At 55.4% G+C, this 22,141-nt stretch carries 20 protein-coding genes and 5 tRNA genes; 12 read left to right on the top strand and 13 right to left on the bottom strand.

Annotation, left to right across the window (positions count from 1 at the left end; translation table 11 throughout):
- Positions 1-2: 2 nt before the first annotated feature.
- From ABEA08_RS07350 to cmoA, 3 genes are read right to left on the bottom strand one after another with little or no spacing between them, the layout of a single operon-like run.
- Positions 3-740, bottom strand: coding sequence for an ATP-dependent zinc protease family protein (locus tag ABEA08_RS07350; RefSeq protein ID WP_345334639.1), 738 nt, complete (start codon positions 738-740; stop codon positions 3-5).
- A 22-nt stretch (positions 741-762) separates the two neighbouring features.
- Entirely contained in the window at positions 763-1,737 is a 975-nt protein-coding gene (cmoB, locus tag ABEA08_RS07345; RefSeq protein ID WP_345334648.1) for a tRNA 5-methoxyuridine(34)/uridine 5-oxyacetic acid(34) synthase CmoB, read from the bottom strand.
- Positions 1,734-2,465, bottom strand: coding sequence for a carboxy-S-adenosyl-L-methionine synthase CmoA (gene cmoA, locus ABEA08_RS07340; RefSeq protein WP_345334638.1), 732 nt, complete (start codon positions 2,463-2,465; stop codon positions 1,734-1,736). The genes cmoB and cmoA overlap by 4 nt, the downstream gene beginning before the upstream one ends.
- A gap of 148 nt (positions 2,466-2,613) precedes the next feature.
- Here cmoA and ABEA08_RS07335 point away from each other — a divergent pair, with 148 nt between their 5' ends.
- From ABEA08_RS07335 to ruvC, 4 genes are all read left to right on the top strand, one after another.
- A complete protein-coding gene (locus tag ABEA08_RS07335) occupies positions 2,614-3,303 on the top strand; it encodes a diguanylate cyclase domain-containing protein (RefSeq protein ID WP_345334637.1) in 690 nt (229 codons plus the stop codon).
- Between the two features lie 137 nt (positions 3,304-3,440).
- Positions 3,441-5,207, top strand: coding sequence for an aspartate--tRNA ligase (gene aspS / locus ABEA08_RS07330; RefSeq protein WP_345334636.1), 1,767 nt, complete (start codon positions 3,441-3,443; stop codon positions 5,205-5,207).
- 96 nt (positions 5,208-5,303) lie between these two features.
- On the top strand, positions 5,304-6,050 hold the full coding sequence (locus ABEA08_RS07325) for a YebC/PmpR family DNA-binding transcriptional regulator (RefSeq protein ID WP_345334635.1): 747 nt from the start codon (positions 5,304-5,306) through the stop codon (positions 6,048-6,050).
- A 2-nt stretch (positions 6,051-6,052) separates the two neighbouring features.
- Complete coding sequence (gene ruvC / locus ABEA08_RS07320; RefSeq protein ID WP_345334634.1) at positions 6,053-6,574, top strand: crossover junction endodeoxyribonuclease RuvC; 522 nt, start codon at positions 6,053-6,055, stop codon at positions 6,572-6,574.
- A 106-nt stretch (positions 6,575-6,680) separates the two neighbouring features.
- Here the strand turns inward: ruvC and ABEA08_RS07315 are convergent, their stop codons facing one another.
- Entirely contained in the window at positions 6,681-7,586 is a 906-nt protein-coding gene (locus tag ABEA08_RS07315; protein ID WP_345334633.1) for a manganese-dependent inorganic pyrophosphatase, read from the bottom strand.
- A gap of 335 nt (positions 7,587-7,921) precedes the next feature.
- Between ABEA08_RS07315 and ABEA08_RS07310 the strand changes: the two genes are divergently transcribed.
- The 5 genes from ABEA08_RS07310 (at position 7,922) to ABEA08_RS07290 (ending at position 13,029) form a co-directional block, all read left to right on the top strand.
- Positions 7,922-8,458 carry an ECF-type sigma factor gene (locus ABEA08_RS07310; protein WP_345334632.1) on the top strand — a complete coding sequence of 179 codons (537 nt, stop codon included), beginning with the start codon at positions 7,922-7,924 and terminating at the stop codon, positions 8,456-8,458.
- A 37-nt stretch (positions 8,459-8,495) separates the two neighbouring features.
- Positions 8,496-11,165 (top strand): protein kinase domain-containing protein, encoded by a 2,670-nt coding sequence (locus ABEA08_RS07305; RefSeq protein WP_345334631.1) that lies wholly within the window; start codon positions 8,496-8,498, stop codon positions 11,163-11,165.
- 66 nt (positions 11,166-11,231) lie between these two features.
- Complete coding sequence (locus ABEA08_RS07300; RefSeq protein ID WP_345334630.1) at positions 11,232-11,813, top strand: hypothetical protein; 582 nt, start codon at positions 11,232-11,234, stop codon at positions 11,811-11,813.
- Between the two features lie 234 nt (positions 11,814-12,047).
- A complete protein-coding gene (locus ABEA08_RS07295) occupies positions 12,048-12,806 on the top strand; it encodes a LytTR family DNA-binding domain-containing protein (protein WP_345334629.1) in 759 nt (252 codons plus the stop codon).
- A gap of 132 nt (positions 12,807-12,938) precedes the next feature.
- Positions 12,939-13,029, top strand: a tRNA-Ser gene (locus ABEA08_RS07290).
- A 523-nt stretch (positions 13,030-13,552) separates the two neighbouring features.
- Here ABEA08_RS07290 and ABEA08_RS07285 read toward each other — a convergent pair.
- Positions 13,553-13,903: a DUF2750 domain-containing protein gene (locus ABEA08_RS07285; RefSeq protein WP_345334628.1), complete on the bottom strand. Its 351-nt coding sequence runs from the start codon at positions 13,901-13,903 to the stop codon at positions 13,553-13,555.
- A 161-nt stretch (positions 13,904-14,064) separates the two neighbouring features.
- Between ABEA08_RS07285 and ABEA08_RS07280 the strand changes: the two genes are divergently transcribed.
- Positions 14,065-15,342, top strand: a complete 1,278-nt coding sequence (locus ABEA08_RS07280) for an integrase arm-type DNA-binding domain-containing protein (protein ID WP_345334627.1) — start codon at positions 14,065-14,067, stop codon at positions 15,340-15,342.
- A 297-nt stretch (positions 15,343-15,639) separates the two neighbouring features.
- Here the strand turns inward: ABEA08_RS07280 and ABEA08_RS07275 are convergent, their stop codons facing one another.
- From ABEA08_RS07275 to ABEA08_RS07265, 3 genes are all read right to left on the bottom strand, one after another.
- The gene (locus tag ABEA08_RS07275; RefSeq protein WP_345334626.1) at positions 15,640-16,035 is read right to left on the bottom strand and encodes a DUF3069 domain-containing protein; all 396 of its coding nucleotides are present in this window, start codon (positions 16,033-16,035) and stop codon (positions 15,640-15,642) included.
- 118 nt (positions 16,036-16,153) lie between these two features.
- Positions 16,154-16,897 (bottom strand): glutamine amidotransferase-related protein, encoded by a 744-nt coding sequence (locus ABEA08_RS07270; RefSeq protein WP_345334625.1) that lies wholly within the window; start codon positions 16,895-16,897, stop codon positions 16,154-16,156.
- Between the two features lie 106 nt (positions 16,898-17,003).
- Positions 17,004-18,086: a hypothetical protein gene (locus ABEA08_RS07265; RefSeq protein WP_345334624.1), complete on the bottom strand. Its 1,083-nt coding sequence runs from the start codon at positions 18,084-18,086 to the stop codon at positions 17,004-17,006.
- Between the two features lie 220 nt (positions 18,087-18,306).
- Between ABEA08_RS07265 and ABEA08_RS07260 the strand changes: the two genes are divergently transcribed.
- Positions 18,307-18,960 (top strand): hypothetical protein, encoded by a 654-nt coding sequence (locus ABEA08_RS07260; protein WP_345334623.1) that lies wholly within the window; start codon positions 18,307-18,309, stop codon positions 18,958-18,960.
- Between the two features lie 203 nt (positions 18,961-19,163).
- Entirely contained in the window at positions 19,164-19,922 is a 759-nt protein-coding gene (locus ABEA08_RS07255; RefSeq protein WP_345334622.1) for a hypothetical protein, read from the top strand.
- A gap of 163 nt (positions 19,923-20,085) precedes the next feature.
- On the opposite strand, the gene ABEA08_RS07250 is transcribed toward ABEA08_RS07255, so the two are convergent.
- The 5 genes from ABEA08_RS07250 to ABEA08_RS07230 all read right to left on the bottom strand — a co-directional run bounded on the left by ABEA08_RS07250 (position 20,086) and on the right by ABEA08_RS07230 (position 22,131).
- Positions 20,086-20,162, bottom strand: a tRNA-Val gene (locus ABEA08_RS07250).
- 29 nt (positions 20,163-20,191) lie between these two features.
- Positions 20,192-20,268 (bottom strand) — tRNA-Val (locus tag ABEA08_RS07245).
- Between the two features lie 16 nt (positions 20,269-20,284).
- Positions 20,285-20,361 (bottom strand) — tRNA-Val (locus tag ABEA08_RS07240).
- Positions 20,362-20,388: 27 nt separating this feature from the next.
- Positions 20,389-20,465, bottom strand: a tRNA-Val gene (locus ABEA08_RS07235).
- Between the two features lie 310 nt (positions 20,466-20,775).
- A complete protein-coding gene (locus ABEA08_RS07230) occupies positions 20,776-22,131 on the bottom strand; it encodes an MATE family efflux transporter (RefSeq protein WP_345334621.1) in 1,356 nt (451 codons plus the stop codon).
- Positions 22,132-22,141 lie beyond the last annotated feature (10 nt).

Here is a 22,141-nt window from a genome sequence, read left to right as displayed (position 1 = left end):
TTTTATTGGCCGTTGGCACCGGAGAGAACATATTGGCGACTTACATCGACAACCGCAATGTCTTTGAAGAACTTACGTCCTAGCAACAAAGTGTATTCCATGTGGCTGCGATCGGTCAGGTTCAGCTCGGTTTCCGCGACATAGTCACCCACTTTGAGGCGGGCTATGATCACCGGACGACGCTCAGGCTCTGCACTGGAGGCACGCTTGATGTTAACGAAACGGGAGATCGGCGCTTCGATGGTGGCGTCCGGTGCATCTTCTGCGACATCACCGTTGGTTGGGATCTCGAAACGGACCCACTGCTTGCCGTCACGCTCAAACAAACGGATGTTGGCGGCAGAGATGGAGGAGCTGGCGGCGCCGGTGTCGACGCGGGCCTCGAAGGCTTCGCCCACTTCCTGGACGTAAACGCGCTCCACTTCGCCCAGGACCAGTTTATCGGTCAGGGGATCGGCCACCTCAGGGCACTCTGGTGCGGGTTGTTGAATGTTGGCAGCCAGCGCGGTCAATCCGGCGTTCATGCCCACCAATTCGCCCACGATCTGGTTCTGGTAGTCGTTGTGTGCCTGTTGATGCAACTGTTCCTGTTCGCAGCGGCGGACCATTGCGGTTTCAATGCGCGCGAGCTGAACGTCCATCGCATTGGTCAGTTGTTCGCTGGTCGCCGGAAGGGGCTGTTGCGCACAACCGCTGAGCACTACAGCAGTGGTAAGGGCGATCAGAGTATGGCGAGTCATGGGCTTTATGTCCTTCAATGTATTAACCGGCTTTGTTAGCAATGATGATAGCGCGCTTGGGCGCGGGGTAGCCTTCAATGGTCTTGCTGTGATCATTCGGATCGAGGTAGTCCACCAGGGATTCATTGGTCATCCAGTCGGTGGCGCGTTGTTCGTCCAGTTTGGTGTCATCCTCATCGACCTGACGAACCTGTTCGAATCCGCACTTCTCTAGCCAAAGCATCAGCGCTTTGGCCGAGGGTAGATACCAAACGTTATTCATTTTACCGTATCGATCTTGCGGAACAAGCACCTGATTTTCATCACCTTCAATGACAAGGGTTTCCAGTACGAGTTCCCCGCCAGGCTTCAACTGATCTTGCAATTGAAACAGGTGGTCGATCGGTGAGCGGCGATGGTAGAGCACGCCCATGGAAAAGACGGTGTCAAAGGCGTGCAAAGGCGGCAGTTGCTGAATGCCCAGTGGCAGCAGGTGAATGTCGTCGTTGCCGCCGCTGAGCTTGCGGACCGCTTCAAATTGGGCCAGGAACAGATCAGACGGATCGACCCCGATCACGAGATCGGCGCCATCGCCCAGCATGCGCCACATGTGGTAGCCGCTGCCGCAGCCGACATCCAGTACCGTGCGGTGTTTAAGTGGCGAGATGTGTTGCTTGAGACGATCCCATTTCCAGTCACTGCGCCATTCGGTATCGATGTGAATGCCGTACAGGTGGAACGGACCCTTGCGCCAAGGGCACAGGCATTTAAGCAGGTTATGCAGTTTTTTCCGTTCGCCGTCGTTGAGCTCGTCGCTTTGGCCAAACGCCACCTGGCTTTGGATATCGAACCAGGCGGGTGGGGTACCGGGCAGTTTAGCAAGGACCTTTTCCCACTTCGAGAACTGGCCGTTGCGATGGTATTTGCGCCACTCGGCGAGTTGGCTCGGTGCGGTTTCCAGCCAGTGATTCAGGCGGCTACCGGCAATGCGTTTAAAGAAGCTGCTAAAGTCCATTATTTGATCGCGACCATGGAGGCAAAGTTATAACACTGGAACCAAAGCTCAGATTCTGCGAATCCGGCATGGGCAAAACGGGCTTGATGTTGTTCTCGGCTGTCCGGTTTCATCACATTTTCCAGTGCGGTGCGTTTTTGGCTGATCTCTAACTCGGAGTAGCCGTTGGCCCGCTTGAAGTCCAGGTGGATGTCATACAGGAGCTCATGGATCTTCGGCTGTTCGAACACCAGCTTTTCCGATACGACCAAAATACCACCGGGCTTGAGGCCCTGATAGATTTTTGTGATCAAGGCATCACGATCGTCCGGTGCCAGGAACTGCAGGGTAAAGTTCAGCACCACCAGAGAGGCGTTCTCTATGGTGACGTCGCGAATGTCGGCACAGATTAATTCGACCGGAATGTCACTGACAAAGGCCTGAAGGTGGTCTTGTGCGCGTTTTACCATGGCCTCTGAATTATCAATGGCTATGATCTTTACATCGGGCTGTTGAATGCCTCGGCGTATGGCGATGGTGGCCGCACCCAGTGAGCAACCGAGATCGTACACTTGACTGTTGGCCTGAACACAGCGCCCGGCCAGTTGCGACAGGGTGGTCAGGATCTCGCCGTAACCGGGTATCGAACGGGAGATCATATCGGGGAAGACCGAGGCAACTTTATCGTCGAAACGGAAATCGCCGACCTTTGACAGGGGTTTAGAGAAGATCCGGTCTTGCTTAGCGGTCATAGCGGGGTCCTGATAAATGAGGCGGGGATTTTAACGCCCGGCCGTCGTCGGCAGCAAGGCTGGCTGAGCTAACTGACGTTCTACTGGTTAATTTTGTACCGAATTCGATGAATTAGCAGGTTTTCATCTGGATCGTTAAGGGGAAGAGATGGATCAGAACCGTAATTTTGCACTTTCGCTGGCGCTGAGCTTGTTGCCGATCTCCGTGTCGGCGGCGCAAGACAATGCACTCAATGATGGACTGATGATCGCGGCGGGGGCCGTGCTGGGGATCGCTGGCGTGGTGTTTTGGTTGTTATGGCGGCGTGAGCGTTGGCACCGCAAGATCATCGAGGTGCAGTTAAACAGTCCGGATCATTTTGATCCCGTTACCGGCTTGCCTGGCCGGCAACTGTTCGACGACCGCTTTCGCCATGCCTTGTCGCGGCACGGGCGCAATCAAACCGATCTTGGCTTGCTGTTGCTCCGGCTTGAGCATTTTTATGGCCTGAGTCAGAAGCTGGGTAATGACGGCAGCGACGCGTTGATCCGGTCTTTGGCGCAGAAATGGCAAGGGGGATTGCGCCGAGCCGATACCTTGGCGCGATTAGAGCCGGATCAGTTTGTGGTACTGCTTGATCCCGTGCTGGGCAGCGACGGGGCCAAGCAAGTGGCACAGACCCTCATTGAGGTGACCCAAGCGCACCTGCAACAGGAGACGGGCAGCAAACTGGACCTGACCATCGGCATCGCTTTGTTTCCCCAGCACGGCCTAGATGGCGTTGAATTGTTGCGCGCCGCGCACGATTCGATGCTCAAAGCGGGCAAGCATGGCCAAAGTGGCTATCGAGTTGCGTGATATGCCACCGATCTCACGCCCGCTGTCGGTTCGGTGCTTCTGATTGCCCGGACTTTTCTTTATAATGCCGCCTTTGTCAGATTTCAGCGAAGGGGCGTTGTCTCTTCGCCCCTCGCATTTAGATACAGGAGCTGTCGATGCGCAGCCATTATTGTGGACAAGTCACAGAAGCCCTGAACGGGCAAGAAGTTACCCTGGTCGGTTGGGTGAACCGCCGCCGCGATCTGGGTGGGGTTGTTTTCCTCGATCTGCGCGATCGTGAAGGGATCGTGCAGGTAGTATACGATCCGGATCTGGAAGAGGCGTTTGCCACCGCATCCAGCCTGCGTGCCGAGTACTGTGTACAGGTCAAAGGTTTGGTGCGCCTGCGCCCGGACAGCCAGATCAACAAAAACATGACCACGGGTGCGATCGAGATCCTCGGCAAAGAGTTGACCATCATCAACAAGGCCGACGTGCTGCCTATCGATTTCAACACCGACGTTAGCGAAGAGCAGCGTCTGAAGTACCGTTACCTGGATCTGCGTCGTCCTGAGATGGCACAGAAGATGAAGTTTCGTGCCCAGTTCACCTCTGAGGTGCGTCGCTTCCTCGATGGCGAAGGCTTTATGGACGTGGAAACCCCGATCCTGACCGCCGCCACGCCAGAAGGTGCGCGCGATTACCTGGTGCCTAGCCGTACCCATAAAGGTCAGTTCTTTGCACTGCCACAGTCGCCGCAGCTGTTCAAGCAGATGCTGATGATGTCCGGTATGGATCGCTACTACCAGATCGTAAAGTGCTTCCGTGACGAAGACTTGCGCGCCGATCGTCAGCCTGAATTCACGCAGATCGACATCGAGACCTCGTTCTTGAGCGCCGAAGAAGTGATGGCGACCACCGAAGCGTTGATCCGCACCACCTTCAAGAAGATGATGGACGTGGATCTGCCACAGTTCCCGCACATGAGCTACGCAGAAGCGATGCGTCGTTTTGGCTCCGATAAGCCGGATCTGCGTAACCCGCTGGAGCTGGTGGACGTAGCGGACTTGCTCAAAGACGTTGAGTTCAAGGTCTTCGCCGGTCCTGCCAATGATCCAGAAGGCCGTGTTGCCACTCTGCGCATTCCAACCGGTGCTTCCCTGTCCCGTAAGCAGATCGACGAGTACACCAAGTACGTCGGGATCTACGGTGCCAAGGGGCTGGCTTGGATGAAAGTCAACGAAGCCGGTAACGGTATTGAAGGCGTTCAATCTCCTATCGCTAAGTTCCTGTCCGATGACATCGTCAACGCCGTCGTTGAGCGCAACGGCGCCGAAGCGGGTGACATCATCCTGTTTGGCGCGGACAGCGACAAGGTTGTTACCGATGCCATGGGCGCGCTGCGTCTGAAGGCCGGTGAGGACTTTGATCTGGTTGCCGACGGTTGGGCCCCACTGTGGGTGGTTGACTTCCCGATGTTTGAAAAAGCGGACGGCCGTTACTACGCGCTGCACCACCCATTCACCGCACCACGTGACATGACCCCGGAAGAGTTGGAAGCCAACCCTGATGGTGCCTTGTCCGATGCCTACGACATGGTATTGAACGGTTGCGAAGTGGGCGGCGGGTCTGTGCGTATCCACAAAGCCGACATGCAGGCAGCGGCGTTCCGCGTGCTGGGCATTTCCGATGAAGAAGCGCAGGAGAAGTTCGGCTTCTTGCTGGACGCATTGAAGTTCGGTACGCCACCACACGCCGGTCTGGCTTTTGGCTTGGATCGTCTGGTGATGCTGATGGTGGGCGCTGAGTCCATCCGTGAAGTGATGGCCTTCCCGAAGACCACCACTGCAGCCTGTCCGCTGACCAATGCGCCGGGCCATGCTAACCCGGAGCAGTTGCTCGAGCTGGGTATCGCCAAGATCGAAAAAGAACAACAAGCGTAACGCCACTGTTTAACTCGATCCCAAGACCCGGCCCTGTGCCGGGTTTTGTTTATCGGTGCTTAAACGGTAGGTTAGAGATAGAACAAGGAGAATCACATGGCCGGTCACAGTAAATGGTCCAACATCAAACATCGCAAGGCGGCGCAGGACGCCAAGCGCGGTAAGATCTTCACTAAGTTGATCCGGGAACTCACCGTCGCTGCGCGGGAAGGGGGCTCGGATCCTGCATCCAACGCCCGCCTACGCGCGGCGATCGATAAAGCGCTGTCCAATAACATGCCGCGCGATACCGTTGAGCGCGCGGTCAAGCGCGGCGCCGGTGAGCTCGATGGGCAGGCACTGGAAACCATCATCTACGAAGGCTATGGCCCGGGCGGCACTGCGGTAATGGTGGAAACCATGACCGACAATCGCAATCGCACCGTTTCCAATGTCCGCAGCGCGTTCACCAAGTCCGGCGGCAACCTGGGCACCGATGGCAGCGTGGCGTATCTGTTCACCAAAACCGGCATGATCTCCTACGCGCCGGGTTTTGATGAGGAAGCCTTGATGGACGCGGCGCTGGAAGCGGGGGCGGAAGACGTGGAGATGGGCGATGATGGATCCGCCGACGTGTTGACCACACCAGACGCCTTTGGTGACGTCAAAGACGCGTTGGACGCTGCTGGCTTTGAGGCGGCGAACGCCGAGGTCACCATGATCCCAGCCACCAAGGCCGAGCTGGATCTGAAAACCGCTGAAAAATTCCTGCGCTTGATCGATGTGCTGGAAGACAACGATGACGTGCAAGAGGTCTACCACAACGGTGAGATCTCCGACGACGTCATGGCGCAGTTGGGCTAAGGGTGAGCATCATCCTGGGGATCGATCCCGGCTCGCGGATCACCGGTTACGGTGTTATTCAGATCACCGGGGGCCGCTCTATCTATCTGGGCAGCGGCTGCATTCGGCTGCCTGAGGGCGATCTACCGGAACGACTTAAGATCATCTATGACGGTGTGGGTGAGCTGATCGGCCAATTTCAACCGACCCAGTTCGCCATCGAGCGGGTGTTTATGGGACGCAATGCTGACTCGGCGTTAAAGCTGGGTCAGGCTCGCGGCGTTGCCATCGTCGCGGCAATGAATCAGCAATTGCCGGTGGCAGAATACAGCCCAACTCAGATCAAGCAGGCGGTGGTTGGCTCGGGTGGGGCCAAGAAAGAGCAGATCCAGCATATGGTGAAGAATCTGTTGAAGCTGCCCGGTACGCCGCAAGCGGATGCGGCGGATGCGCTGGCGATCGCCTTATGTCATGCCAATACTGAGCGCGGACTGGTTGCCATGGCGGGTAAAGCCACCACGCGTATTGGTGGTCGATACCGCTGAGCCAATGCGGTTCATCGCGAGGCGCGATCGGTATGGATGGCGAGAACGGCAAGCGAAGAACAAAAAAGGCACCCGCATGGGTGCCTTTTCGATTGCGATAGGGAGCTTAGGCCGTGAACACCTGGTTGAGCCAAGGCAGCATCTGCTTTTTCCGGCTCAAGGTGTTTTCGAATACCAGCTCGTCGCCTTTGGCGTCGCGCAGCATCTGTGCTGCCGGGCCTGCGACCAGCAGACGGGTCTGCTCGGTACGGATATTGGTCAACATCAGGACGGCAACGTCGATCCCTTTGGCGGCCACGCGGGCAGTCAGGTTGTCGGTCATTTCCGCTTCGAATGCGTCGGTTTGGGCAAAGTCAGCCAGTTCAAGCTGAGCAACGGTCAGAGACTTTCCGCCAAACTCAAAGCTCTTCACGTCTTTGTTCAACAGCTCGTCCACGCTCATCCCGGCCAGATCCGTCTTGGCGACCAGCAGCTCGGCAGTGAATTGATCCACATCGATGTTGGCGATCGGCGTCAGCAGCTCAACCAGCTCAACGTCACGGGCGGTGGTGGTTGGCGATTTCAGACCAACGGTATCGGACAGCAGGGCACCCAACATCAGTACGGCGTGCTGTTGGGACAGCTCAACCTGATGGATCTGGAACAGTTCGAACAGCACGGATGCGGTAGAGCCCAGTGGCATCATCCAGGCTTCCAGTGGCCCACGGCTGGTCAGTGTGCCCATGCGGTGGTGATCGACCAGGCCGATCAGCTGTGCATTTTCCAGACCTTCTGGGCCCTGCTCCGCTTCGCAGAAATCGACCAGGTACACCTGTTGGTCGGACAGGGGCGTCGGCAAAACGGCCGGCAGCTCTAAACCCGCTTGCTCAAAGATAAATTGAGTTTCTCGGCTGGCGTCACCAGGACGGAAGGCGCTGGCGGATTTTCCACGGGCATTGAGCCAATGGGCAGCGAGCACGGCGCTGCAGATACTGTCACTGTCGGGGCTTTGGTGGCCAAAAACGTGGATCATGCGAGTTCCCTAGGAGAGAGGCTGCCGTGTGGCAGCAAAAAACATCCAGTTCAGCGTAAAGCACGCCAAACTAAAAAGGCTGAATTTTAGAGAATAGAGTGGAGGTGTCCAACAGTTTTGCCTGACTTTGTTAGCTGGGTCGACGGTCGAGACGCTGTTTGCTGGTTTGTTGGTTTGCTGCGCGGTTGATCTGGGGCGTGTTCAAACCTGAATGTTGACGCAGAATTGCATGTAAATGAGTTGTTGTGCTTTCGGTGGGCATGTGAAGTGTGGCAGCATAGGTTATTGAACTTAGTAATGATGTGGATGCAGTCAGCGCAGCACAGCAGGTAGAAATGGTAGAACGAGAGAACGTTTCGGAAGGGGAAAGCAAAGGTGCGTTGAGTACGCCTCAAATGGTGGCGATGCTGTATCAACAGCTTCGGCAGCGGGCTCGCGGGGTAAAAAGTCGGATGCCCCATTGCGCGACCTTGGATTCTCGCGCGTTGATCCATGAGGTTTACGCAAAGATGGCCGGGAAGGAGCAGGTGTACACTGATGAACAGCATTTTCTGGCGGCTGCCAGTCGTGCTATGCGGCATGTTCTGATCGATTACCTCAGGCAAAAACAGGCAGGAAAGCGCGATCAGGACGGGCTCGATATCGAGGCGATGTTCCCTGAGTCGAGGCTGGATCAAATGGTCGAGATCGACGCGGCGTTAAGGCAGTTTGAAAGTCGCTTCCCGCGAGAGCACGATGTTGCGGTGTTTCGGATCTTTGGCGGATTGACCGTGGATGAGTGCGCGGAGGCGTTGAGCATTTCTGCCGCGACGGTTAAGCGGGATTGGACGTTTGCACAGGCGTGGCTGCATAAGCATATCAGCCGTGATTAACCTGACGTGCGGCTGGGGCTAACAAGGAGTGTGTTGATTGTCTTCGCAACATCAAAATGGCGATATTAAGGCGCTGTTTGAACAAGCCATGGCAATGGCGCCCGGAGCGCGTCAACAATGGCTCAGCACCTTGCCGACGGAGATAGCCCAGGAACTGAGCGAACTGCTGGCCAGTACAGAAACCGGAGCGGCATTCTTTAGTGAGCTGTCTGAGGGATTGTTTGGGGGGGGCGGCGCCTCGGATGATGACCCACTCGAACTGATCGGCAGTCAGGTTGGTGATTTTTACGTGACCGCCCTGTTGGGTGCTGGCGGCATGGGCGTCGTGTATAAGGCGTTTGACGCCAAGTTGGAGCGGGATGTTGCACTGAAGTTCTTGGCGCCAGGACAGTATCTGTCGGAGTCGGCTCGAGACCGCTTCTCCAAAGAGTCCAAACTGGCCAGCAAACTGGAACATGCCCATATCGGCACCGTGTACGGTTTGATCGAAGGGCCTCACGGGCAGGATGTGATGGTGATGGCCTATTACGAAGGTCAGACCTTGGATCAGCTTTTTTCCCATGATACGCCGGTACCAGAGCAGTTGCTGCAGTGGATGCAGCAATGCATGTCCGCACTGGCGTATGCCCACAGCCAGGGGGTGGTCCATAGGGACATTAAGCCGGGCAATCTGATGCTGCTTCCCGATGGGGATCTGCGGATCCTGGACTTTGGGGCCGCCACCTTAGTTGAAGATGGCAGTGAGCAGACGGGGATCCCCATAGGGACCACCCGGTATATGAGTCCTGAGCAGATCCGTTGTGAACGCGTCAGTGGCGAGAGCGATTACTGGTCGTTAGGGGTGGTTCTACTCGAAGCGTGTGAAAAGCTCGGGTGGATCGAAGAGGTTAATGCGTTTGTGTGGGCGCAAAACCCGGCGGTCGCGCGTTCGCGGATCCCCGCGCAGTTTGAAACGATACTGATGGCGCTGTTAACCGTTGAGCCGGACAAACGTTGCAAGGCCGTTAGGGCGTTGAGCCAAGGCACTGGAGCGGTTTTTAGCCCGCAGACTCGCCTTCAGCGTCGTTGGCGAACGTTTGCGCTGTTGGGGCTGGCGCTTGTGATCATTGGATGGGGCTTTAGCCAGCAGGCGACCTCTGACTATGTGCTACCGTCGCATCAGAAATTATCTCTGCTGCTGGCCCCGCAGGGGATTGAGTTAGAACGCGTTTTGGCGGAGGAATTGGAAAACGCATTGGAGCTGATAGCGGCTAAAGAAAGCAACGTCAGCTATTTAGGGGTGGCTGAGCAGGCAAACACCGCTTACGGCGCCAATTTGTTATTGCAGTTGTCACTCAGTGCCCTTGAAGAGGGCACCTTTATCGCGGAGTTAAGCCTGATCGATAAGTCCAATGCGAAAGTGGTTCGTCATTGGTCGGATCGCTATCCTCAGGATCGCCTTGATCTGATCGTTAAAGATCTTTCACACTTTATGGGCGAGGCGTTACAGATCACACCCAGCGTGAACGGCCTGCTGTCCGATCGGGATCGGGTATCTTCGCCTGACGCCTATCGTCGTTATCTCAGTGCGGCTGCCAATGTCCTTGAGTTCGAAGATGACCCTGTTTTGGCCAACGAAGGCTTGCTTGATCAGGCAGAACAGGCGTTGCTTGCCGTCAATGAACGTAACCCCAGTGCCACCTTTATGGTGCTGCTTGCCAAGATAAACCGCCTTCGTGCCAACGCCTTTAATCAGGATAGGTATATGATCCAGGCCGATCTTTGGGCCAATAGGGCACTTCAGCAAAATCCAAATTATGTCTATTCCTACATAGAATCGGCCGCGATCAGTCGCCTACAGGGGCGGCTGGGCAGTGCGATAGCGGCGTATAAATTGGCACTGAGCATTTTACCGTCTCATGAAGGGGTTCTGATCGAACTGGCGGATACCTATCGGGCTGCGGGGCAGTCGGAGTTAGCAGAGCAGTCGATAAGACGCGTGTTGGAAAACCCGCGACGGGTTTGGCGTACTTCGAACGAGATCGCCAAGTATTATTACCGTGCGGGCGACTATGTGGCGGCGAAACATCACTTTCAAGATGCACTCAGTTTTGGAGAGCAGAATCCGATCGTGCTTTCCAATATCGGCTCGGTTCACTTCAAATTGCATGAGATGGATAAGGCCCTTTATTACTATCGAGAGGTGCTTAAGTTTGAGCAGAGCTATGCAACCTTAGCCAGCCTGGCGACGGCCAGCTTCTATGTGGGCGACTACGAGGCGGCATTAAAGTATTACCAAGCAGCAATCGAACTGAATCCTGGGCACTACACGGCTTGGGCAACGCTAGGGTTAGTTCAGTCCATTCTGTTTGATGATTCGCGTTATGTTAAGAGTATCGAGCGGGCGGTAGATCTGGCTTCGGAACTGCTCCAGGTGTATCCGCAAAGCGGGCAACTGATGGCCCAGATCGCGGTGTATAACCAGATGCTACACCGTGATTCCGAGGCGGCGTATTATTACCAGCAAGTTCTGCTGCAATCGGACATTAATGCGATGACCGCATTCAGTGTGGCGGAATACTTAGAACGCATAGGTGAGCGGAAACAGGCGGTTGACTGGTTGAACCGCTCTAAGCAGAAGGGGCTGAACTCGGAACTTATCCACTCCTATCCGGTGTTTTCTGCATTGATCAGCGATACGCTGTATCAACAACAAAGGCTGTTTTAACCGAGTCCAGAGCTTGGGCTCGATACGTGTAATGCGATTGATAAATTTAGCGAAGGAGACGCAGTAATGAGCCAAGTCGAAGACATTTCCCCGGTGGAGCAGCACACGACCCTAGAAGTCCCCAGCAGTGACTTTAAAGGCTGCATCTATGTTCCCGTTGCGGTTCAAGCCGGAAGTACTCCTGTTGCGTTTCCAGACGCGATCGATCATTCCAGCTTGGTACTGGATCTATTCGATGAGGTGCACGCTGATCACCAGTTCGTTGAACTGATTTACCAGTTAGAGGTCGTGACTGCGGGCATTGAGTCGATTGAATGGTGGGTGGACTTTGATAGTAACTTGCTTGTTGGAAAGTTTGAGTTGTATCAAATCGTCTCGGTTGACGGTAGTCGCGTAAGACTTGCCGCTGACCCCCTTGGCAACAATAAACTCAAGGTGTCCGGCGTCAAGGTGATCAGCCATACCAGCGCGGCCCAGTCGTTACCCATTCGCATTGCCTTCAAGGTGCTGGCGGATCAAGATGAGAGGATATCGCTAATGCCTCAACACGGCTTGCATTTGAAAGTGGTCAAGCAGTCAGCGGCGGCCGAGTCTAGGTGGGTCGGTGATGTGGTTAATGGGATCCCGCCGGATGTGATCATTCGCTGATCGGCATCAATGTAAGGCGGGTAGGGCGGTGTTCCTCCCCGCTAACACCTTCCGCTGCGTTCGTTACGGCATGCTGCGTTTCACTGTCTCGCGTTTTGTTTCCTCAACTATGGTGATTATCTCCTTTTAAACCAGATGGTTGGGCAACAGCCTGAAAGTTTTTTCACTTTTGATGAGCCGCTTTGCAACTAGACTTCGTTATACAGGGTACATCTGTTTATTAAGGCTAGGGATATGGCTAATCAATCTGTGTTGGAAAAGCAAAGCGGTGCGGCCGAGTTAAGTGACTTTAAAGGTGCGTATGCCTTGATGGTTGAACTTAGCAGTGTGTTGGCAAACCACGAGACGTCTGAGCAACTGTTGCAGCTGACCAGAGCCTTCCATCGGGTCTGGCCATTGCATGAGCTGGTTTGGTTCTGGCGCGGAAAGCCACTGTCGCAACGGCAGCGCTTGGATGAGATCGGGAAGATCAGTTGCTCGAATATTCTCTCCGGCAGGATCTACGGCCCGTCGTTGGTGGTACACAGCGAATTGCAAGATATGTATCGCTGGATCGCGTGTTCGGCAGATATGGTGATCGCGGCGAATCGTGGGCGGATCAGCAAAACCGATTTTCGGGCCCTAGCCGACATTCGCGAACTTATCGATGATTGTGTCTACGTTAAGGCGGCCAATCAATATGTAGAGCTTTTCAATACAGAAGGGCGTTGCTTCTTGTTTCGGGTTAATCTGCACCAAGTGGAAAGCCTGTTTGCACCTGAGGTTTTATGTCGTGTCCATCGCAGCTACTTGGTGAACCCGGAGCATGTGATGTCGACCAAAAAGCAACGAAATGGTCGCTTGCGTTTGTTGTTGCAAGACTTGGAGATCCCCGTTGGCGAGTGTTATAGCGATGAGCTGAAGCTTGCCCAACCGGATTGGTTTAGCAAGCAAGATTGCTCAACCCCTTTGCAACAATGGCTCTATTCCGGCGTGGAGAATACGGTTTCTTAATCGCAAGTTTGCACGGCAAGCCACAGTGTGGTGGTAAATTGTTCGTTCGATGCCAAGATTGTTCTAACTGTAATCAATTGAGACATTGGGGCTTTACAGCCAGCAGGGAACCCCCTATTATCCCAGTCCGTCGGAGGGATGGCAGAGTGGTCGAATGCACCGGTCTTGAAAACCGGCAGGGGTTTATAGCCCCTCTAGGGTTCAAATCCCTATCCCTCCGCCATATTTGGCGAAGCCCGCATCATTGCAAAATGATGCGGGCTTTTTCGATCTTCCAATCACAGAGCATGAGGGATGGGGATGCAAAGCCCTAGTCTGGGCTTGCCAGGCGCGCAGCGACTGACGCCGGAGGCACGACGGCGAGCGAGCTTGCGAGCGGTCCGATCCCCGCTCTGCCAACTTTGACGAAGCCCGCATCTTTGTCTGCACCATTAGAAGACGGATGCGGGCTTTTTCGAGCCTCAAGTCACAGAGCATGAGGGACGGGGATGCTGAGCCCTAGTCTGGGTTCGCTGCGCGTTTCTAACCCACTCCGCCAATGTGTCACCACCAGTGCAAAAGTGATCCTCGGACGCTACGTGTGGTGATGCAATGGATTTCGGCTGGCATGGCATTAAGAGCGGTGGGTAAGAACTGATCTGGGATCGGCAGACTGCCAATGAAGGGGTGACAGGTGAAGCTGTGCCTGCAGATAAAGAAACGCCCGCATGGCGAAAGGCCATACGGGCGAGTGTTGATGAGGGCGGTCAGGCTTCTTTGTCGGCCAAGAGCTTGGCGAGGGTGAAGGGATCACACTCAGGGCCTTCAAGGGCGTCATTCCAATCAAGGCCAACCATCACATTGTCTTCGTCCAGGCTTGGGATCCACTGTTCAAAGAACTCATCCAGGACAACAGAGACAGCCTTGTAGTCGGCCCAGTCTTCTACGCACAGGGCTTGGGCGGCATCTTGAGAGGAGAATAGAGGCATGACGTCGGTGTTTTCAAACTCGACTGAGTCGCAGACAACGTACTCGCTATCGGCGCTCAAGACCCAGATCTTTCGAGTTTCGACAACGGCATCGACGAATGCTTGCTGCTCTGGTGAGGCGTTAGACATGGTTTGCTCCTTATAATTGCTGTGCGGATCCTTGCCCATTGTGCTGCCGGGTGCAAGGGAAACTCTTGAAAAACCGGTCTGATTGGCCAACTTTACCTCTATGCATCTTAGGCAAGATCTGAAAAGATCGTGACGTGTGCACAGAGCAAGGAAAGAAGGCCATGACCAAGGTGCCGCCCAAGCAGCAGGTTTTACTGCTGTTGGAGCAATGTTTAGCGACCGGGATCCGGGGGCGTGTGGCAGAGATCGTTAAGCACGCGAAGGAGGAGATCGAAGGCCGGGCGGGGATCGACGATCTCTATTGCCGTCAGGCCAGTCAGGATGTTGCGATCGGTTCTTGTCCTGGTCTGATCCTCAAGGTAGGTAAGCATCGGCGGCGATGGATCTGCCGCTATACACCAGCCGGTGCCCGTTCAACCAAGCAGAGAACCTTGGGTTATTTTCCTGAAGTGTCGGTTGCGCAGGCACAGACGCTTTGGCAAACGTTTAAGCAACAGATCGACGGTAACGAGGCTCAACCAAGCTTAACTGGCCCCACCATGGCGGAGTTGGTGGCACGCTATGGCGAATATGCGCGAAGTCACCGCAAGGCTTGGCGTCAGGAGCGGGATCTGCTCGAGCGATGGGTGGAGATCTGTTGGCAAGAGCGCGACCCTCTATCGATAACCCTTGATGATATCGAGCATTGCTTAACTCTGGTGGGGGAGCAAGCCCAACAGCGCGGCGGTCACGGGCAAAGGGCTAAGGCTCATGCCCTGACCCTTTTGCGTCATTTCTTTGCTTTGCACCGGGGGAAGCTTGCTGCCGATCTGCAGCAATATGCTTGTTTGCCGTCAAACTGGGCCGATCCCTGCGAAGGGCTTTCGGTCTCTCGAGTGACGTTACCGACGGTGCCGATCCAACCTGTGGATCTGGTGCGCTATCAGAAGGCGTTAATGGGGCTACCGCTCGATGAGAATATTAAGCCGCTGCTGCTGTTGCAGTTGAGTCTGCTCACGCCCTTTTCGGCACTCTGTCGATTGGTGTGGCAGGGGGTGGATCTCGATAAGGCCGTGGCCTGGAGTCAGGATCAACAGGGTCAGCCGGTGCTGCTTCCCTTGACGGCTGCGGCCGTTAAGTTATTGCGCCAACAACGTCGAAACTCCGGGGGATCGCCCTGGGTTTTCCCTGCACCGGCCCATAGTGAAAAACCCATGCCACACCGCTATCCGAGCCAACTGATGGCTGCCATTCGGCAGCATACATTGCTGTCTGACCAATTTACCGCCGAGCGGGTTGCCCGTTATGGCCGACGTTGGTTGCGACAGCAGGGCAGGGATGCAGCTTCAGGTAAGCTGCCTTTGCCCGGTGCGGCAATAACCCAAGCAACGGTGACGCAATGCAAAGAGGATCTGCATGCCTGGCAGCAGCATCTGGTGGATCTACGCTTGTCGCTGTAAATTACACACTGTAACAATATTTGTAACAAGGCCAAGTTTAAAGGCCACGTGTGGTTAATCATTGGGCGGTTAGTTAGTGGATCTCATGATCCACCTTGGTTCTTGCGAAGTTCGTGGTGGTTGCACGGCAGAGGCCTTGGGGGGGGCACGGTGCGCGTTGTGCTGAGGCTTCTGGCGTGTGCTGGTCGAGGACCTAGAGTCCAACAACAAAGGAGAGGGGGCAGAATAGCGGTTGGACGCTGCGGGCAGGATTGGTCAGGCCTCTGCTCCGGGGGGACCCGAAGCAGAGTGGCGACATTACTTACGGAATGGGGCCAGGAACTCGTTGCGCAGGACCGCGTCACGGCGTGCTGCTTTTAGATCCTTGATCATCATCTTGATCCCCTGAGCAAACAGTTGCTGCAACATGGCGTCCGCCTGAGCTTCGTCACGCTCTTCGCCTTCGGCGTTTTTCTCGACCATGGCCAACATCTCTGCGGTTGGGCCTGCCATGGTGTAAGCGACAATGGCTTGGAACTGTTCAAAGCTTTCCACAACATTCCGTGCGCTTTGAGGTTGTGCATCCCAGTTCTCACGCAGAGGCGCTTCGATAGCTTGGTAGATGCTCATCAGACCGGTGGCTTGGGTTTCTTCCAGCTCCATGTAGGAGATCAGTTGTTGCAATTCGGCTGGGATCTGTACTTGTTCGGTCATGGTTTGGCGTCCGATGGTAAAAACCGCCTATCTTAGCGGATCTTTATCAAAAGTCAGGTTTTTGCCGCGGCTTTTCGCCGAGTGTCGGCTGGTCCTGCGACGACCGGCTAAAAAAGCCTCATTTTTTGCACGCTTCGTCAGGGGATAGCTGCGTAGAGTCGACTTGGACGTGTTTGTGGAGGAAAAATTGGGCCAGCCATTGCAGCGCTGTCTCTGCATCGGTTTGTTTTACGAAGGCCCGCTGCGCGCGCAGGAATACATCTTCCCCAAGCAACTGGCGTCGACGCATAGCGAGGGCGCGGTTGTATTCAACGCTAAACTCGGGGTGTCCTTGCAGGGTAAAGATCTGATCCCCCATGGCGAAACTGTAGTTGGGGCAGAAATTGGAGCGGTAAAGCCGGTGAGCACCGATGGGAAGCCTTGTCACCTGATCTTGATGAGAGGAGAGCAAGGTGAGCTTGGAGCATGGGGTCAGCCAAGGCGCTGAGCCGACACATTCATTCTCATACGGACCCACTCCCCAGCCCTGCCGAGCCCTAGCGACCTGCCCACCCAGCGCGTGGGCGATCAACTGATGACCAAAGCAGACCCCCGCGATCCGACCGCCGTTTTGATACGTCAATCCGATCCAGCGGGCGAGCTGCAGTATCCAGTCTGAAGGCTCATTTACGCTGTGTCGACTGCCGGTGATCAACCAGCCGGCGCAGCCGCCATGGTGCGGCAGCGGATCGCTCTGCGCGCGATAGACCGAGAATGACAGCGGGTAGGGTGACAGCGCACGGGTAAACATATCGCTGTATTGGCCATATCGTTGGGCGAGCGCTGGCTCCACGCAGTCGCAATCGAGGATCCCAATACGCATAGCTTGTGTCCTAGTTCAGTGGCAGATCTCCACTGTAAGTCAATTGCTGAACAAGGCAAAGCGATAGGCAATGAATAGCCAGGTATACCGGGCTATTGAGCGAGACCTAGTGTTGGATCCCCGCCATTGCCTTGAGGCACTGCGCTGCGTCTTGTGGACGCTCAGCCGCTTCTGAGTTTGTTGGTGCGCGGTTACGCTCATTTATCAGCTCGATCAACGCTTGCAGTTGGTCCAGTGAATAGGTGAGTTTGGGCATGGCAAGGTGGCTAGCGATCTCTTCGGCAAAGGCCTGGGGCGTATCCACACCGAATCGACGTTGGCTGGGGATCAAGCCATTGTCATCGAAGGAGAGACACAGCTCCCCCTTGGTATTGAGCTCAATATGGGGATTTTCGAGCTGCTCGTAGAGATCATTAAACAGCTCAATGACCTTGCTGCACAGCAATGTTTTGGCGTCCTCGTCCTCGTCGGCGACGATCTGATAGCGGGCATTGAACAGGGGGTCATCGGTTTGGTAGCCAACCACACCGAAGTGGTCTTCGTCTCGGGAGTGGATGGAGATGGCCCGGCCATTGGGCTGATCAAACTGCAGGATGAAGCCACTGCGATAGCATTCGCTTGCGGCGAACGTGTCATCCTCCTCGCCGCTTGCAGCGTCCAGCTTCTGTGCCGATAGATAACGGAGTTGGAATAGGGAGTAGTCGAAGCCACAATGCTCGCCATCAAACCGGCCTTTATACCAAGCGGCGATCTGGCCTTGGTCGCGTTGTTTGAATTCATCGAATCGGGCGGCCAAGGCGTGGGCCTTGATCTGTCCATCCACTGCGATCGGCAATAAGGTATCGTTGAGCAGGGCATCTTTGTAAAAGATCCGATCGGACAAGCGACTGATCCAGGCGTTTCGGCTGTGTGCCAGGTAGCTTAGACTGGCGGCGGTCAAGCCGAGCCCAATGAAGGTGCACCACCAGAGCGTGTTGGCGCCGAGCAGTACCCCATAGCTGATGAGTGGTAGGTAAAGCCCTAGGAGCGCCGCAACGACCCAACGGATGGTCCTATCCTCAAAACGCAGCACCCCATCGTAATCGCCGATCCGGTGGATCACCTCGATCAGCTCCTGCTGATCCTGAGCCGCTTCGGTCGCATACTCTATTTCAGAAATAAACTGTTTAAACTTGTCACTGTGGTGCATAGATCCCTTACCTTGACGGCGTACTGAGCGGATAAGGCACATCGCCTATGTTGTCGGTTAGCGACCAAAACAGCCGTAAAATTAAGTGATTATCCCATTGTGGATGCGGCGCTGAGTCGAGCGCGTGAGCAATTGTTCGCCAAAGGGGGGATCCGAGCGAGACATCAGCGCCGTGCTGTCATAGGATCCCGTGTTGTTTTTGTTTCTGGGGCCTATTGCCATGTCTGAGTCGTCACGTCTGCGACTGTACGCTGTTTCACCAGCACGGTTTCATACCTGTTTTTACTGTGGCTGTGATGCGAGCGAGTTTGATCTGGTCTATCCCGGTGCTTTTAGCGAACTCCTGTCTCGCTTCGACAGCGAGATCGAGGGTTATGAGATCCCCGCCTGCAGTGAGTGTTATCGGGCATTGCGCCGAGAGCGCGCGCCCAACATCGATCAGCGGATCGACAAGGCCAAACAGGCGATCGCCAAGCAGTACAGTAAGGCATTGACGGTGTATCAGATGTGGGAGCCCGATGAGGTCGAAGAGCTCTCTGACGATCTGCGGATCAGCATCCAAGCCGGGGTGAAACTGGGCCGAGAGACCCAACAACGACTGGACTTTTCAGGTTATGAATTTGAGCTGGATGGTGCCAAGTTCCCCGCGTTGATGGTCAACCGTCACCGCTTTGAGGTGTTTGGTGAGATCTTTGACAGCTACCGACAAGCACTGAGTTTTGCCAGTAAGGCCTATCGGATCCCTAAGGCCAAACTGGCACAAGGCTTTGCCGAGCACGGTCACTGCTTCGAACGCGCGATCACGGCCCATCACCAACAAATGGAAAGTCGCTTGGTCAAGTCGGCAGTTATCGGGTTGGGGCTTGAGCGATGATCGGGGGGCGCGGGAGCAGAGCTTGTTCTATCGAACTGGGTTTTGCGTCATTTTCCCGTCCAGTTGGAGAGACTGCCCGATGGGGTTTTCAGGACTTGGAGTCACCAACACGCCCGTGAGGGGTAGTGGCGGCTGAACGGGTCGTTGACAGGGCAGGGCAGCGCCGCTTAGGCTGATGAAAAAGCGCAAGGGAGCGAAACGCGATGCCGAAAATGGATGTTTGGGTCGCGCTCGTGGCACTGATGTTCTGTGCCAATGTGGCGGGCAAGCCGGTTCTATCCCATGCCTATCCTAAGTTGTATCCACAGGTGAGCCATCAGCCTTTATTGGATGCGGCGATCAGTGATCGGAGCTGGGTTGCGCCAGAGGTGCGTCAGTCCGGAGCGGTGCGACGCATTATGGCGATGAACCTGACTGACGGAAAGCAGCGGGAGTTGGATCATATTGTGAGCGATCCGCAGCTATATCATGGGCTCCGAGCCATGGCGGGTGAGATAGCCTGTGCCTACTATCGCTTCGCTCATCGATTGGCGCGACAGGAACGTTGCGATAGCGCGGCCTCCATCATTGCCTATGACACCGAAACCACCCCATTTTATGACGCCAACAGTCAGTTTTATCGTCAGGGGTTGAGGGTTGAATATCCCCAGTTTGCCCGCAGGGGCTACAGCTACCTCTTTATTGTGCCGCCAGGCAGTGAGTATGAGGATACGGATCCGCGCTACCCTCTGCACACCCTAGGTTACCTGTTCGATCGAGAGCGCTCGCGGGCTCTTGTTATCACGGCAACTTTGAAGGTGTATGAGGCTAACGACGGCCGTCCCGGGCCAGAGCTTGGGTTAACAACGCAGCCGATCTTGTTGTATTTGACCATACCGGCTCAAGCGACCATCAGTCATAGTCCATCACCGAAGGCCGCGTATGAGTTGGCGTATCGCCAGGCTCAGCTTCTTGCTTATTGACCGCGAGACTCAGGTTTAAGGCCTGATCAGTGTACTTGATGGCCAATGCCGTTGTTTGAGCCTGCTTAGGTAAACGGCCAAGGTTGACGCCACGCGACGCTGAGGATCTATTAGAACTCAGGAAACAAAAAGCCCGCTCAGATGAGCGGGCTTTTTGCCAAGATGGTGCGTCCTAGTGGATTCGAACCACCGACCTCTGCCATGTCAAGGCAACGCTCTAACCAGCTGAGCTAAGGACGCAATTTGTGTTGCTAGCAAACTAGCGAATATGGTGCGCCCGAGTAGACTCGAACTACCGACCTCCGCCATGTCAAGGCGGCGCTCTAACCAACTGAGCTACGGGCGCAAAATCTTGAATTGTATGGTGCGTCCTAGTGGATTCGAACCACCGACCTCTGCCATGTCAAGGCAACGCTCTAACCAGCTGAGCTAAGGACGCAGGGATCAGAATAATCTAATCAAAAATTGGTGCGTCCGAGTAGATTCGAACTACCGACCTCTGCCATGTCAAGGCAGCGCTCTAACCAACTGAGCTACGGACGCACTGGGTTGTCGTTGACAACGAAGCGTATAGTAATGACCCCCTCGGGCGCTGGCAAGGGGATTTTCACTTTGTTGTGCCCGATTGCTGAGTTGTTGCTCAACCCGATGATGAATTAGGCTTTTTTGGCTTTAGGTTGGGTGCAGGGTGCAAGGTAGTGGCGGTGTGGTTTGGCGTCACTGAGATTGTGGGAAGCGGCAGAGGGCAAAAAACGCTCGACCGAAGGTGACATCTTTCGCCGTGCAGTGAGGCCGGGAGAGAGGCTGGCGGTAACGTGAGCGGGCCTGATCGGTACAGGCCCGCATCGTGCGGTTAGGCGACCGACTGGGCATGGCGCCTTTGGACGTGGCGCAGACGCCACTGCAGCAATACTGCGGCGATACTCAGTCCGGCGATAAAGCCGATCCAGAAACCGTGGGCGCCCATGCGTGGCACCAACCAGTCAGTGAGTCCGACGACATAACCAACGGACATGCCAATGATCCAGTAAGAGAAGAAGGCGATCCACAGGATCGGCATCGTGTCTTTGTAGCCGCGCAGACAGGCGGTGGATACGACCTGGACGGCGTCGGAAAGCTGGTATACGGCGCAGAGCAGCATGAGCTGTACGGCAAGTCCGATCACGGCGGTGTCATTGGTATACAGATCGGCGATCAACTCGCGGCCAAATACGGTGAGGACCGCGGTACAAGCCGCGACCGCCAGACCCATGAGTACGCCAATGGTGGCTACCATCTTGGCGATCTCAGGTTGACCGCGTCCTAAGTAGTAGCCGATCCGTATGGTGACGGCGATCCCGATGGAGAGTGGCAACATAAAGATGATGCTAGAGAAGTTCGCTGCGACCTGATGGCCGGCGATCACCACGGAGCCAAGTGGGGCGATCATTACGGCGACAAAGGCAAACAGGGTCACTTCAAAGAATATCGCTAAAGCGACGGGTAAACCTAGGATCTGCAAACGCTTTTGTACGGCCCAGTCGACTTTTCCAAATTGTTCAAACAACTGAAACCTTTTGAAGCGCTTGCCCCAGGTTACGTAGATCGCCATGGAGATCGCCATAGACCAAAACACCAGCGCGGTCGCGACACCACAGCCGGCGCCGCCCATGGCGGGCATGCCCAAGTGGCCATTGATGAAGATGTAGTTGGCAGGGATGTTGACTGCCAAGCCGATAAAGCCGATCAGCATCGAGGGCAGGGTCCAGGACATGCCTTCGGTGAAGCTGCGCAATGCCTGGAACAGCAGGAAGGCTGGCGCGCCCCATAGGACGGCATTGAGGTAGCCGCTCGAGAGACGCTCAAGCTCCGGCTCTAGGTTCATTTTTCCGAGCACCCAGCTGGCGTTGGCGAGCAGGAGCATAACGATCACAGAGGAGACGAGGGCAAGGTAGAGGGTTTGGTGGATCAGCGGGCGGATCTCATCCTCCTGTTCGGCGCCATGCAGGTGTGATACTAACGCCGGAACGGCCATGATGATCCCAGCAAACAGCAAGATGATCGGTAACCAGAGACTGGAGCCGACGGCGACGGCGGCCATGTCCACCGCGCTGATCTGACCGGCCATGACGGTATCGATAAAGCCCATCAGGGTTTGTGCGACTTGCGCTGCGAGGACGGGCAAGGTCAGTTGCACGAGTTTTTTGACTTGATAGCCCGAGTTATGCATTTTGTACGGC

Origin of the sequence: Ferrimonas pelagia (assembly GCF_039543565.1) — a bacterium.
GTDB classification, from domain to species: Bacteria; Pseudomonadota; Gammaproteobacteria; order Enterobacterales; family Shewanellaceae; genus Ferrimonas; species Ferrimonas pelagia.
Note: the sequence above shows the minus strand (reverse complement) of the source record. Positions and strands in the feature narration are given on the sequence as shown.

Bases quoted from the DNA above. Each gene is read 5' to 3' on its own strand.
- ABEA08_RS07325 (WP_345334635.1), top strand. From the start codon at position 5,304: ATGGCCGGTCACAGTAAATGGTCCAACATCAAACATCGCAAGGCGGCG.
- ABEA08_RS07265 (WP_345334624.1), bottom strand. From the start codon at position 18,086: ATGCACCACAGTGACAAGTTTAAACAGTTTATTTCTGAAATAGAGTAT.
- cmoA (WP_345334638.1), bottom strand. From the start codon at position 2,465: ATGACCGCTAAGCAAGACCGGATCTTCTCTAAACCCCTGTCAAAGGTC.
- ABEA08_RS07260 (WP_345334623.1), top strand. From the start codon at position 18,307: ATGTCTGAGTCGTCACGTCTGCGACTGTACGCTGTTTCACCAGCACGG.
- ABEA08_RS07295 (WP_345334629.1), top strand. From the start codon at position 12,048: ATGGCTAATCAATCTGTGTTGGAAAAGCAAAGCGGTGCGGCCGAGTTA.
- ABEA08_RS07315 (WP_345334633.1), bottom strand. From the start codon at position 7,586: ATGATCCACGTTTTTGGCCACCAAAGCCCCGACAGTGACAGTATCTGC.
- ABEA08_RS07255 (WP_345334622.1), top strand. From the start codon at position 19,164: ATGCCGAAAATGGATGTTTGGGTCGCGCTCGTGGCACTGATGTTCTGT.
- ABEA08_RS07285 (WP_345334628.1), bottom strand. From the start codon at position 13,903: ATGTCTAACGCCTCACCAGAGCAGCAAGCATTCGTCGATGCCGTTGTC.
- ABEA08_RS07275 (WP_345334626.1), bottom strand. From the start codon at position 16,035: ATGACCGAACAAGTACAGATCCCAGCCGAATTGCAACAACTGATCTCC.
- ABEA08_RS07300 (WP_345334630.1), top strand. From the start codon at position 11,232: ATGAGCCAAGTCGAAGACATTTCCCCGGTGGAGCAGCACACGACCCTA.
- aspS (WP_345334636.1), top strand. From the start codon at position 3,441: ATGCGCAGCCATTATTGTGGACAAGTCACAGAAGCCCTGAACGGGCAA.
- ABEA08_RS07230 (WP_345334621.1), bottom strand. From the start codon at position 22,131: ATGCATAACTCGGGCTATCAAGTCAAAAAACTCGTGCAACTGACCTTG.
- ABEA08_RS07335 (WP_345334637.1), top strand. From the start codon at position 2,614: ATGGATCAGAACCGTAATTTTGCACTTTCGCTGGCGCTGAGCTTGTTG.
- ABEA08_RS07280 (WP_345334627.1), top strand. From the start codon at position 14,065: ATGACCAAGGTGCCGCCCAAGCAGCAGGTTTTACTGCTGTTGGAGCAA.
- ABEA08_RS07270 (WP_345334625.1), bottom strand. From the start codon at position 16,897: ATGCGTATTGGGATCCTCGATTGCGACTGCGTGGAGCCAGCGCTCGCC.
- ABEA08_RS07350 (WP_345334639.1), bottom strand. From the start codon at position 740: ATGACTCGCCATACTCTGATCGCCCTTACCACTGCTGTAGTGCTCAGC.
- ABEA08_RS07310 (WP_345334632.1), top strand. From the start codon at position 7,922: ATGGTAGAACGAGAGAACGTTTCGGAAGGGGAAAGCAAAGGTGCGTTG.